The sequence below is a fragment of the Brucella lupini genome, assembly GCF_002252535.1.
Lineage (GTDB): Bacteria > Pseudomonadota > Alphaproteobacteria > Rhizobiales > Rhizobiaceae > Brucella > Brucella anthropi.
The window spans coordinates 105,812-118,120 of sequence record NZ_NNRN01000057.1 but is presented as its reverse complement, the minus strand read 5'-3'; the positions used below and the strand labels follow the sequence as shown (position 1 = coordinate 118,120).

Sequence of the window (12,309 nt, the reverse complement as noted above, 5' to 3'; positions counted from 1 at the left end):
GCATTCATTCATCCTGAAGCAAGTATCCGATCAGAACTTGAAGGGCGTGCCCATGCATTTTGCCACTTCACGCTTGATGCAGTTATTATATTCGTGGGGCACCTCTCTCAACGGATAGCAAATGGTTCGCGCCTTTTGCCGGCACTCTTGTTGATTGCTACCATCGGCAATCTGCGCAAAAGAGCTATTCTGGGTTGATGTGTTCACAACTTGAACGCTCATATTGCCCATTTCTACCGCGAAAGCTCCGCCAGCTCCCCAAAGGATGGAAGCAATAACCAATGGCATCAATGCAAATTTATTCATTGCAATCTCCCTTTTAAAAATTCCATCATTACAATGGCATTAAATAATTCTGCAATTATACTATCATCGATTGATGATCATCAATTAGCTTAAAATGATTTATAAATAAAAATTATATATATAAAAGATTATATACTCGTTCTATATTTATTAATTCCTCCTCTTTTTATTTGACTTATATTGAACAAGTACATCTATCTTGAATAGAGCAATAATTTTCTAGATTATTATATACTGAAAATTAGCTGTACCAATATCAGTTTGCATCTCAGCGGCCCCATTTTTTTGCTTCACCGAACGTGTCTCGGCTTATGCGAAAGCAGCTGACCACCTGCCTAAGAACACGTTTGGCACCGGCATGTCCGCTCCGGTGCTGACTATGTCTTCAGGAAAGAACGAAGAACTGATCAAATTGGCAGCCTCATTACATCAAAAATTGCAGCTCCTGAAACGCCAAAATGACGACGACGCGATCCCGAGCAATCCGTTTGCAGCTGAACCAATAATCGATCTTCCAAACTCCCTATAAACAGGGCTATGATAGCCACTGTTTCTCGGATTGGGCATGTCGGCAAGCCATAATGAATCAGATCTCTTTTTCGACAGATATGATCGAAGATCAATTACGTAACGATTTTTGGCGTGAAGTTCTGAAGCCAATGTATGAAATCACATTGGATGGAGAAATACGAAATTATCAGCTTTTTGGCTTCGCAAGGGGCAGTGCGATCAGCTCTTCCCTTCAAATTGGCTCGACCCGTTTCAACACCCAAAACTATCTACGCACGCCTAAGATCATCGCACATGGAGGTCTCGACCAATATATTCTCCAGCTCATAACCGCTGGGGATTTACGCGGCGATTTCAACGGCGTCGACGTCTGGGCCAAGCCTGGCGATATCGTCATCATAGATTTCACACAGACAGTTCAAAGCACGGCATATGAAGGAAGCCGCATCACCGTGATGCTTGCGCGCGACGAGCTGGAAAAGGTGGTTGGGTGGCGAAATCTGCACGGCGTCGTTCTGCGTGCCCATGAACCAATGACGCGTCTGCTGTTTGCTTATTTACGAGGACTGCACGACGTAGCCAGCAAATTGAGTGCGTCAGAGGTCTATTCAGCGCAAGAAGCGATGCTTTCTCTGCTGAATGCCAGCATCAAAGGCGACGCCATCGAAAATGCAGCCGTGAACCTCACGATGCGTAAATGCATCCTCGCTCACATCAATGAAAACCTGAACACCCCCTCGCTCAGCCCCCAATCCATCATGCGAAACTTTCGCGTCTCTCGCTCACACCTCTATCGCGCCTTTGAACCTGATGGAGGCGTCGCCAAGGTCATTCGCGATAAACGGCTCGACAGTGCATACCAAACGCTGGTGAGGCAGACAGGACCGTCGGCCTCACTGAAAAGAATAGCCTATCAATGCGGTTTTAATGACGGCACACAATTTACGAAGGCATTCAAGGCACGATTTGGATTGGTACCGAAGGACGTGGCGAAGTTCGGGGCGCCATTGCTGACAAGCGCTCCCTACAATTTTTCCTACGCTCAACACTTGTCGGCCCAGGCAAAGAGGGCAGGGCTGACGAACGGACAGCCTATGCAGCTTGAAAGCATGAGCTTGGCATAACGCATCTCTTCGCAGCCAGAGATAGCAATGGCCATATGCAATGAAGCCGTTCCGCCAGCTTATTCTCTTGCATAGCACTCCTGCGAGCGTCTTCTTACCGAACACGCATAACCAATCAATCCTGTCGGCCACTTTCTATGATGTCGAGTCGCATAGGTAATATACTGAAAAACTTAGCGATTATGGAAAATACTAAAGCTAAATCCGCCTTAGATTTCGTCTGACTGACAATGGTTTTCGCTGTTCTGGGAAGAGTATGTGGCGCGTCGCGATGCGTTGATCTGACAGCGCAGGAGCAATCTCCTTGACGATTCCGATGCTAACCCGATTTGGTTAAGAAATCTATCCCCCAGAGATGAAAAGCCCCACAGACTGAAAGATGGGAGGCGCTGGTTTGCACCATCGTGGGAGAAAGGCCATGATCATTGAAACCAGTGATCGGAAGCCAAAAAACGAGCTCGACATCAAAATTGGAACCGAGCCGCAACGAATCCGGCCTCTAACTTTCAAAAAAAATTCACCGCCCCTCCCCTCTTCGAGCTTTCGTCGTTAGATCGCCGGAGCCACCGGCGCACCTTCTATCGTTCCGCAATTGCGCGTTTCGTATTCGCTCCGTCGCATCTGCAGGAAGTCATGTGAAGCGGGCCGAAATAAAGCCGTTAGCGAAATCATCCCGTCATAAAATGAGTATGTCGTACTCCTTGCAGTTTCCAACGGCGGTTATCGGCCTGGTCAAAAACCATTCAGGACAAACCTCAGCATGGGGAAAAGCGCAGAAGGCATGCTTCGCTGCGAACAACATACGCGTTGGTAACGCCCCATATTTCCGTTCTGTATAACCTGTCTCTGCTCGAGCTAGGATCCGAGCAGAACCACTCCGTCCGACGGGTTCAAGCAATGCCAATTTATCATTTCGGCGTCGGAATGATGCTTGATAAACTATACCGTCAGAGAATCGGCCCAGTGCCTCCAACAACAGGAAAGCTGCCTCATTCCCATGTGGAAACAGACTCTTCTCAATTGAAATCTTCAGATAAAGGAGACCTCTGAATCATAGACTGCCGTCTAAAATCAATATTATCATACAAAAACAAATAGATAGACCAACTTCAGCCGAATCGATAAAATTTTGTTTAGTTTTACTCTCGGCGCTAACTCTTTGTTAATTCGGTCGCCTCTTGCGATAGAATAAGAATCGGACATAATGACGGTATTTAGGCGGTATTAGTTCCAGTGCCGTCACTAGGGATCCCAAGTAAATGAATATCGCAAATCCAGCAGCAGCTTTGTCGTTTGACGACATGATACTATCGCAAGGGCGCGAGATTTCTCGCAAGCTCAATCTGCTGCGTCACGAAAACTTTCCGCCAGATGCGCGCAAGAATATGCTGCGCCAGTTTTCGATGGCCGAGGCTGCGTACTTCCTTGGTGTCTCCCCCAGCAATCTCAAGAAACTACATCTGGAAGGTAAAGGTGTCGAGCCGACCATTCTGACAGGTGGCCGTCGCGCCTATAGTGTCGAACAGATTCAGGAGCTGCGCCAGTGGCTTGACCAGAATGGTCGCGCTGAGGTGAAGCGCTACGTTCCGCATCGTCGCGGCAATGAGAAGCTTCAGGTCATCGGCGTCGTCAATTTCAAGGGCGGCTCGGGCAAGACGACAACGGCTGCACATCTGGCGCAACACATGGCCCTGACCGGTCATCGCGTACTTGCAATCGATCTCGACCCGCAGGCTTCGCTATCGGCTCTGCATGGCATTCAGCCGGAGCTCGATGAGTTTCCGTCGCTCTATGAAGCCATTCGTTACGATTCCGAAAGGAAGTCTATCCGTGAGGTCATTCGCCGGACGAATTTCCCCGGCCTCGATATTATTCCAGCCATGCTGGAGCTGCAGGAATATGAATATGATACGCCGCTTGCCATGCAGAATGGCGGCGAGGGTAAGACTTTCTGGAACCGCATCGCGCAGGCTCTCGCCGATGTGGATGGTGACTATGATGTGGTAGTCATCGACTGCCCTCCCCAGCTCGGCTATCTGACGCTGACGGCGCTATCTGCCGCAACATCCGTCCTGATTACCGTTCACCCGCAGATGCTCGACCTGATGTCCATGTCGCAATTCCTCCTGATGCTCGGCGACATTCTGAAGACCGTTCGTCAGGCAGGTGGTGCGGTGCAACTCGACTGGTTCCGCTATCTGATTACCCGTTACGAGCCGACCGACGTTCCGCAGGCGCAGATGGTGGGTTTTATGCAGAGCATGCTCGCCTCGCACATGCTGAAGCACCAGATGTTGAAATCAACCGCGATTTCGGATGCTGGTCTGACCAAGCAGACGCTTTACGAGGTCGAGCGTTCATCGATGAATCGCGGCACCTATGATCGCGCCATGGAAGCCATGGAAGCGGTTAACGCTGAAATTCGCGGCCTCATTCACGAGGCATGGGGGCGTTAGACTGCCGTCTAAAGCGGCGAATATTGAATAAAATCAGGTCTCTGACCGGTTTGAGGACATGAGAATGGCAAGAAAGAACATCTTCGAAAGCGTTATGCGGGACGAACCGGCGGCCGAACAAGCCTCACAGTCGGTCGAAAACGTATCGCGCCGGTTCGGTGCCGCCAAGTCTCTGTCCGCTTCGATTGACGAGCTGGCAAAGCAGGCAGCCCAGAAGCTTGATGGCGAAGCCATTATCGAGCTTGATCCCGCCAATCTTGATGTCTCCTTCGTGGCGGACCGTCTGCCTGAAACGGATGACGAAGAATATCGGGAACTTCTGGAAGCCATTCGCGAACGTGGTCAGGACAGTCCTATTCTCGTTCGTCCGCATCCCAAGACCAGCGATCGCTATATGATCGTTTTCGGCCATCGGCGCGCGCGGGTTGCCAGAGAGCTTGGCATCAAGGTCAAAGCCGTCATCAAGCCCCTCGCCGATCTGGAACATATTCTGAGCCAGGGCCAGGAAAACTCGGCGCGCGCCAATTTGAGCTTCATTGAGCGTGTTTTCTTTGCGGCGCGTCTGGAAGCGCTTGGTTTTGAGCGTGAAGCCATACAGGCAGCATTGACAGTCGATTACCAGACCTTGTCGAAGATGCTGACCATTCCGAAGGCTATTCCGGAACATATTCTTCTGGCTATCGGTCCGGCCAAGGGCATTGGTCGTGACCGCTGGTTGGAACTGCGGAAACTGATCGAGATCCCGGGCAGAAAAGATGCTGCAGAAGAGCTTCTGGTGACATCAGCATTTTCAAACGCGACGTCCGTTGATCGTTTTGAGCAGCTTTACGGCTATCTGAAAGGCGGCAAGCAGAAGAAGCCTGTTACCAAGGCGGCTCTGCGTCCTGGCACCAGCTGGACAGCTTCTGACAAGACGGTCAGCGCAGTTATCAAACAGAATGGCAAATCGGCTACATTGGCGCTCAGTGCAGCCAACGGGCCTCGTTTTGCCGATTGGCTTTCTCGTAATCTGGATGAACTTTATGCATCGTTCCAGAACGAGGAGAAGTAAGTAAGCGTAACGAACGGCGGCGGTTGCCACGGTTCGATTGTGTAGAGCATGTCTCCCGAAAGTGGGAACCGGTTTCGGGGTAAAGACATGCGTAAAACAAAGAAATGGAGCATTTCCAATGCGTTCAAACAAACAGGAAATGCGCTAGCGTTCAATAGTAAGTGTGTTTGCGTTGAAACTGTTCAGGAAGAGGAACGAGACAGCAAAAGAAAAAGGCCCCCAAACGTCGCCGTGTGGAAGCCCTTCTCATTGGTTTAGCAGCTAGAGAATCGCAAATCCACGAATCACTGTCAAGTGTAATTAGCGTCATTTCGGCGGGTGGATTTCTTTTGCCTTGTGGAAGGTGAAAGAAAATGGAGATTCAATTGGCCTCGACGCCGTTTGGCAGTCGAAGGATGACGTTTGCCTTGTTGGCAAGTCAACAGAACACACAGCAAATCGCACCGGGAACGGTTGCCGATAAGTGGCAACTACATCGCTGGCTGTGCGAAGCAAAGACGCAGTTCGGCCTGAATGATCGTTCTCTGGCGGTTCTTTCAGCCCTGTTGTCATTCTATCCGGAAACGGAACTGAATGCGCAGAACAGCCTGATCGTGTTCCCGTCCAACAAGCAACTGGCATTGCGAGCCCATGGCATGGCCGATGCAACCTTGCGCCGTCATCTGGCAGCGCTGGTCGATAGCGGTTTCATCCATCGTCAGGACAGCCCGAATGGTAAGCGCTATGCACGCCGTGCCAAAAGTGGAGACGTGCAAATTGCATTCGGCTTTTCACTGACACCGCTGCTGGCACGTGCTTGTGAACTGGAAGCGGCTGCAGAGCAGGTGAGGGCAGAAAAGACGGCGTTGCGTGAAATGCGCGAACGCCTGACATTGCTGCGCCGTGACATTACCAAGCTTATCGAATTCGCCGCACTGGAAGAACTGGCCGGAGACTGGGAAGACATCCATCATCGTTTCCGCCTGATCGTCGACAGCATTCCTCGTCGTGCAGACTATGAAGAACTGGCGGCTCTGGTCGAATCCATGCAGTACATTCGTACAGAAATCGATAACGCGTTGAAAATTCATGAAAATGTTCAAAATTTGCGCGCCAATGAATCTCAAAATGAGCGGCAGCAAATTGAATCGAATCCAGATTCCCATTTTGAAAAGGCAACGCCTGAATTTATCGATCAGCGCATCAATGAAATCACCAGCGCTCCGTTTGAACCCACGGTTTCGCTCGACATGGTGCTCCGTTCCTGTCCCGAGATCACGGCCTATGCGATTTCATCCATCCGACATTGGCAGGATTTGGCCAATACAGCAGAGAAAGTACGCTCTTTCCTCGGGATCGATGGAAAGCTCTACGATCTCGCAAAGAAAACGCTGGGAACTCACAATGCATCGATCGTGATCGCTTATATCCTGCAGCGCTATGAGCAAATCCAGTCCGCTGGCGGCTATTTGCGAATTCTGACGGAAAAGGCTGCCAACGGTTCGTTCTCGATCAGACCAATGCTTATGGCTGCCCTGAATGGACAAAGTCGTTAACCATAAAGCCCAGTCAGCGTGACAAAACCAAACGGCTATTTAGGTTTCGTATCGTTCATGAAGTTCAAGGAGATCAAGCTATCCAGTGTAGGCCGGAAAACAGACACGGCAATTGCGGTTAAGACTATACAGCTCGCGACGAATTGCGCTTTGAAACTTTATGTGGCTGCTAGGTCTGGTCTTAGTCCAGTGCCTGAAAGCGGCGACGGCGTGAACGGCGGCGAGGGCGCAAAGTGTTTAGGTCTTGTTTTTGATCAACCTTATGACGCGGGGGAGGCGAAAGAAGGCGCATGATGAAGAGGATGCAGCACCCGATGGTGAATATCCAGAATATCTCATCGGTGAGATCGTTGATCATGACGCAATCCAGAGCAAACCGCTTGTCCGTTTCCGTGACGCGCGAAACAATATCCCGAGATCAATACCGTCTTGCGAAACCAGGGCCAAGTCACGAAGGCGTGCTTTATCGCCGCGCCGTTGGTATCGCGACACCGCACTCCTGTGGATGGCTGGCAGGCGCTGGTCGCGAACTTCGCACCGATCTGCGATAGGTTGGTCATGCTGCCTTTTTCAATCCATTGTTCCGGCCCGATCCTCGCGGCTGAATTCCCAGACAGGCAAAACATCCTGAGCTGGTCTCTGACACGTCCGGGGTTCGTTTCGGCGTGCTCCGTCGCCTGGCTGGAAGTACGCAATGACGATCTGACGTTGGAAGTGGACCCGGTGCTTATGCTGCAGGAGAAACTGGCCGAAGCCGGTTACGGCGGAGCGGTGCAGATGATGACATCGCGCAGCGTACAGAAGCACCATGTTGCGACGCGACGCTCCGGCGAAACGCATGCCGCCTGTCTTGCCACTGTCGGCCTGTCGAATGCGGGAAGGGTGGGGGAACTCACACAGATGAAGATGCCCGTTGGAACGATCAATCTTCTGGTCCACATCGACAAACCATTGTCGGTCGCAGCCCATATAGAGGCAATGTCGATTGCTGCCGAGGCCCGCACCACTGCCATTATCGAACTTGGCCTAATTGTCGGCGGTAGAACCGCAACAGGGACTGGAACGGATTGCATCGCCGTTTCCGCTCCACACGGGCAGGCGGGAGAGGCAGCATCATATGCGGGTTTGCATACGGATATCGGCGCCGCTCTCGGTGGTACGGTTTATGACGCGGTGTCCGAAGGCGGCAGGCTCTGGATGAGAGAGCAGGGTTTTTAATCGGTCAGGCTTCGGCTGCTGCGCCTTTCGGCTTCAGGCGCAGGATAAGCGGAACCAGAACAAGGGCGACGATCGGGAAGACGAGCCAGTTGATGGTTTCCCAGCCTGACGAATGCAGCAGCGACCCTGCAAAGAACGAAGCGCAGGCCACTGTACCAAACATGATGAAATCATTGGCGCCCTGCGCCTTGCCGCGTTCAGCTGGCGTGTGGCAGTCGGTCACCATGGCAGTCGCGCCAATAAAGCCGAAATTCCAGCCGATACCAAGGAAGATCAGCGCACCCCAGAAATGACCGACATCAAAGCCGCCCAATGCAATAATGGCGGAGAACGCGATCAAAACCAGACCGAGCGCGGTGATCTTTTCCTTGCCGAAACGGGTGATGAGCTTTCCGGTGAAGAAGCTTGGCGCGAACATGGCAAGCACATGCCACTGGATGCCAAGGGCCGCATGATCGACGGAATGGCCATGGCCGACCATGGCGATGGGCGCTGCCGTCATCACGAAAGTCATCAGCGCATAGGAACAGACGCCAGCAGCCACGGAAAGGATGAAGCGCGGTGAACGGAGAATTTCGCCCAGCGGGCGGCCTGTATCATGGATAGCGTTCGGATCTTTCCGGACCTTCGGTGCGCGCAGCATGAAAAGGACGGGGAGGGCGAGAAGCCCAAGAACAGCCTGGCTGAGGAAACTGCCAGCAAACATCGCATCCGGAATGGTATCGCGTGTCCAGATGACGAGCTGTGGCCCAACGATTGCCGCAACGAGCCCACCCACCATGACCCATGATATGGCGCGCGCCTTCATGTCGCCCGTTGCCGCATCGGTCGCGGCAAAGCGATAGCTCTGGACATAAGAGGCGTAGAAACCGGCAGTCAACGTTCCGAGACAGAAGATGAGGAAGGAGGCGGCAAAAATACCTGCGGCTGCGATCACACCTGCCGAGGCGCCGACAAGCGCGCCCAGCATATAGGCATTGCGGCGTCCGAACTGGCGCATGAAGAAAGCGGCAGGCAGTGTGCCAAGCGCAAGGCCGAGATTGAACAGACTGACGGGCAGCGTGACGAGTGCCGGATCGGAAGACAGTTTCTGGCCTACCAGACCGCCAAGCGAAATCACGATAGGCGGGCTGGAAGCGCCCAGTGCCTGTGCAATCGTCAGGATAACAATATTGCGTCGTGCAGCCGTCGCGTCGGTCATAACCAACCCCTCAATCGATAAACCGGGATGGTTTTATCGGAAAGCGCATTTACCGGCAAAATTATTCTACAGCTGGTTAGAACATTTTTTGACTGGGTCAGCTATTCCGTTTCAAACGATGAGATGGATGTGACGACGCATCCGGGTTTAAGAGGATATTTGGCAATTAGCCCATAATATTATTCGTCCAGTGCTCCGATAGAGACATTGCAGGCGGTATTGACGCCATGATCGTCAGCGTATTGAAAGTAAATTGTACCATTCATCGTGGGCAGAGGGCCGCTATGTGGCGGTTTTGATCGCCCAACATAATCTGATGAGAAGCCAGCTTCATATGTGCCATCCGGCTTTGTAACTATAGTGCTTTCGTCAATACCGAACTGCGCAGTTAAAAGCTCTGTCGAATTATCGGAATATATATTTACCTCTCCGGAAAAACCTTGTCCGTTATTGGTTAGTGTCACCAAAACATACTCGTGATCATCGCCATTCATGACCAAGAATCCGGGTTTCAACGAGATTTCGATAGCCATTCTTCACCTATATACTTATTGAAGAGCGAATATATCTCAAATCTGGAATGAAATTATACTGACAGAGTAGGCAGAGTTGGGCTGCTGGTCTATCAGTTTGAATAATTATCGCATCAGCGAGCGCGTCTTCACTCATACAAAACCTGAGCGGACAACAGAGACGCAACCATGCAGGCCCGCGATGCATGTGGGAATCCAATTTGGACAGCCCGATGTCGTCCGGCTGTCATCTAGTGCTTCTAATTTGCAACTCCACAATTCGATAGGGAGCCAGCAATGTCAGAGAATCTTTCCCAGCAAAGTCTGTTCAAGACCAGCCAGTTGGAAGAAGCAGATGCCGATCCGCGCAATCCGTCCGATAATCCAACCATGGGCGAAATCATCAGCCGGCGCTTTTCCCGCCGTGGCTTTCTGCGTGGATCGCTCGCTGTCTCGGCCATTGCGGCAACGGTCAGCCCGCTCGCCCTGATGAGCGCCGGTGATGCGCGCGCTGCATCCGGTTCGGCCTTTTCCTTCAAGGAGGTCGAGGCCGGTGTGGATGCCCATCACCATGTCGCGGAAGGCTATGATGCCGATGTGCTTTTGCGCTGGGGTGACAAGCTTTTCGCCGATGCGCCGGAATTCGATCCGACCAAACAGTCAGCCGAAGCGCAGGCGCGCCAGTTCGGCTACAACAATGATTATGTCGGCTATATCGCCATCGAGGGATCGCCGGAACATGGCTTCCTCGTGGTCAATCACGAATATACCAATCCGCACCTGATGTTCCCCGGTCTCGTCAAGATCGTCGACGGCAAGGTAGAGCAGGCTCCGCTTTCGAAGGAACAGGTGGATATCGAAATGGCCGCCCATGGCGGCACGATTGTCGAAATCCGCAAGCAGGACGGCAAGTGGCAACCGGTGCTCGACGGTGCAAACAATCGCCGCATCACCTCCAATACCGAGATGGCGCTGAGCGGTCCCGCCGCCGGTCATGATCGCGTCAAGACCAATGCCGATCCTTCCGGCACCAAGGTTTTCGGCACGGTCAACAATTGTGCAGGCGGCGTCACACCCTGGGGCACCTACATCATGGCCGAGGAAAACATCCATGGCTATTTCATCGGCGAACTGCCGGAAGGTCACGCGGAGACGGCCAATTACAAGCGCATGGGCATTCCCGAAGGTTCATACGAATGGGGACGTTTCTACGACCGTTTCGATGTTTCCAAGGAACCGAACGAACCGAACCGTTTCGGCTGGATCGTCGAGGTCGATGTGTCCGATCCGAACTCCGTGCCGAAGAAGCGGACCGCGCTTGGCCGTTTCAAGCATGAGGGCGCCGAATCCATCGTCAACAAGGACGGGCGCGTGGTCTTCTATCTGGGCGACGACGAACGCTTCGACTATGTCTACAAGTTCGTGACGGCGGGCAAGTTCAACCCGGATGATCGCGCTGCCAATATGGATCTGCTGGATGAAGGCACGCTTCACGTGGCCAAATTCCATGAAGATGGCAAGGTTGAGTGGATGCCGCTGGTATTCGGTCAGGGTCCGCTGACCGAGCAGAACGGCTTCAAAAGTCAGGCCGATGTGCTGATCGAAACCCGGCGTGCCGGTGATCTTCTCGGCGCGACCAAGATGGATCGCCCCGAGGACGTGCAGCCGAACCCGGTCAATGGCCGTGTTTATGTCATGCTCACCAACAATACCAAGCGCAAGGACGATCAGGTGGATGCCGCCAATCCGCGCGCCAAGAACGCCTTCGGCCATATCATCGAGATCGAGGAAGATGGTCAGGATTTTGCCGCCACGACGGGCAAGTGGGAGGTGCTGTTGAAATGCGGCGATCCTTCTGTGGCAGAAGTCGGTGCCAGCTTTTCCACCGATACGACGCGCAATGGCTGGTTCGGTATGCCGGACAACGCCGCCGTCGACAGTGCCGGTCGGCTTTGGGTCGCAACCGATGGCAACAGCAACAAGGGTACCGGTCGCACGGACGGACTTTGGGCGGTCGATACGGAAGGCGATGCGCGCGCGACCTCGAAACTGTTCTACCGCGTGCCGGTGGGTGCAGAAATGTGCGGTCCGCTGTTCGCACCCGACGATGAGACGGCTTTCGTCGCCGTGCAGCATCCGGGCGACGGCGGCGAGGATTGGGACGGTCATGGCCGTCCGTCCTATTACGAGGACCTGTCCACCCGCTGGCCGGATTTCAAAGACGATATGCCGGTTCGGCCTGCCGTGGTGGCAATCACCAAGCAGGGCGGCGGCAAGATCGCGGTGTAATGACTTGATGAGACAGTTGGCCCCCGGTGAAAGTTGGGGGCCTTCGTCAAAGCTTCATGGAAGCGTCAAGCCAGCGATACAAAGCCAGCCTAATTGCGTCCCTGTAT

General features: G+C 52.9%; 11 protein-coding genes. 8 read left to right on the top strand and 3 right to left on the bottom strand.

What is annotated here, in order from left to right; translation table 11 throughout:
• Nucleotides 1-30 precede the first annotated feature (30 nt).
• The gene (locus tag CES86_RS22160) at nt 31-306 is read right to left on the bottom strand and encodes a hypothetical protein (protein WP_094515469.1); all 276 of its coding nucleotides are present in this window, start codon (nt 304-306) and stop codon (nt 31-33) included.
• A 578-nt stretch (nt 307-884) separates the two neighbouring features.
• On the opposite strand from CES86_RS22160, the gene CES86_RS22155 reads away from it, so the two are divergent.
• The 7 genes from CES86_RS22155 to CES86_RS22130 all read left to right on the top strand — a co-directional run bounded on the left by CES86_RS22155 (nt 885) and on the right by CES86_RS22130 (nt 8,200).
• The gene (locus CES86_RS22155; RefSeq protein WP_445433065.1) at nt 885-1,940 is read left to right on the top strand and encodes a helix-turn-helix domain-containing protein; all 1,056 of its coding nucleotides are present in this window, start codon (nt 885-887) and stop codon (nt 1,938-1,940) included.
• Nucleotides 1,941-3,199: 1,259 nt separating this feature from the next.
• On the top strand, nt 3,200-4,396 hold the full coding sequence (gene repA / locus CES86_RS22150) for a plasmid partitioning protein RepA (RefSeq protein ID WP_012093718.1): 1,197 nt from the start codon (nt 3,200-3,202) through the stop codon (nt 4,394-4,396).
• 64 nt (nt 4,397-4,460) lie between these two features.
• Entirely contained in the window at nt 4,461-5,447 is a 987-nt protein-coding gene (gene repB, locus CES86_RS22145; protein ID WP_094515467.1) for a plasmid partitioning protein RepB, read from the top strand.
• A gap of 353 nt (nt 5,448-5,800) precedes the next feature.
• On the top strand, nt 5,801-6,982 hold the full coding sequence (repC, locus tag CES86_RS22140; RefSeq protein WP_094515466.1) for a plasmid replication protein RepC: 1,182 nt from the start codon (nt 5,801-5,803) through the stop codon (nt 6,980-6,982).
• An 18-nt stretch (nt 6,983-7,000) separates the two neighbouring features.
• Nucleotides 7,001-7,276, top strand: a complete 276-nt coding sequence (locus tag CES86_RS27630) for a hypothetical protein (RefSeq protein WP_167387145.1) — start codon at nt 7,001-7,003, stop codon at nt 7,274-7,276.
• A 62-nt stretch (nt 7,277-7,338) separates the two neighbouring features.
• On the top strand, nt 7,339-7,533 hold the full coding sequence (locus tag CES86_RS27625) for a hypothetical protein (protein WP_094515465.1): 195 nt from the start codon (nt 7,339-7,341) through the stop codon (nt 7,531-7,533).
• A gap of 7 nt (nt 7,534-7,540) precedes the next feature.
• A complete protein-coding gene (locus CES86_RS22130; protein WP_094515491.1) occupies nt 7,541-8,200 on the top strand; it encodes an adenosylcobinamide amidohydrolase in 660 nt (219 codons plus the stop codon).
• A 4-nt stretch (nt 8,201-8,204) separates the two neighbouring features.
• On the opposite strand, the gene CES86_RS22125 is transcribed toward CES86_RS22130, so the two are convergent.
• Entirely contained in the window at nt 8,205-9,401 is a 1,197-nt protein-coding gene (locus CES86_RS22125; protein WP_036583006.1) for an MFS transporter, read from the bottom strand.
• Between the two features lie 179 nt (nt 9,402-9,580).
• A complete protein-coding gene (locus CES86_RS22120) occupies nt 9,581-9,934 on the bottom strand; it encodes a hypothetical protein (RefSeq protein ID WP_029928650.1) in 354 nt (117 codons plus the stop codon).
• 276 nt (nt 9,935-10,210) lie between these two features.
• Here CES86_RS22120 and CES86_RS22115 point away from each other — a divergent pair, with 276 nt between their 5' ends.
• The gene (locus CES86_RS22115) at nt 10,211-12,202 is read left to right on the top strand and encodes a PhoX family protein (protein WP_094515464.1); all 1,992 of its coding nucleotides are present in this window, start codon (nt 10,211-10,213) and stop codon (nt 12,200-12,202) included.
• The last annotated feature ends 107 nt before the right edge of the window (nt 12,203-12,309 follow it).

What these genes read in the sequence shown, in the direction of transcription:
- CES86_RS22160 (WP_094515469.1), bottom strand. Translation starts at nt 306, where the DNA reads ATGAATAAATTTGCATTGATGCCATTGGTTATTGCTTCCATCCTTTGG.
- repA (WP_012093718.1), top strand. Translation starts at nt 3,200, where the DNA reads ATGAATATCGCAAATCCAGCAGCAGCTTTGTCGTTTGACGACATGATA.
- repB (WP_094515467.1), top strand. Translation starts at nt 4,461, where the DNA reads ATGGCAAGAAAGAACATCTTCGAAAGCGTTATGCGGGACGAACCGGCG.
- repC (WP_094515466.1), top strand. Translation starts at nt 5,801, where the DNA reads ATGGAGATTCAATTGGCCTCGACGCCGTTTGGCAGTCGAAGGATGACG.
- CES86_RS27625 (WP_094515465.1), top strand. Translation starts at nt 7,339, where the DNA reads ATGACGCAATCCAGAGCAAACCGCTTGTCCGTTTCCGTGACGCGCGAA.
- CES86_RS22130 (WP_094515491.1), top strand. Translation starts at nt 7,541, where the DNA reads ATGCTGCCTTTTTCAATCCATTGTTCCGGCCCGATCCTCGCGGCTGAA.
- CES86_RS22125 (WP_036583006.1), bottom strand. Translation starts at nt 9,401, where the DNA reads ATGACCGACGCGACGGCTGCACGACGCAATATTGTTATCCTGACGATT.
- CES86_RS22120 (WP_029928650.1), bottom strand. Translation starts at nt 9,934, where the DNA reads ATGGCTATCGAAATCTCGTTGAAACCCGGATTCTTGGTCATGAATGGC.
- CES86_RS22115 (WP_094515464.1), top strand. Translation starts at nt 10,211, where the DNA reads ATGTCAGAGAATCTTTCCCAGCAAAGTCTGTTCAAGACCAGCCAGTTG.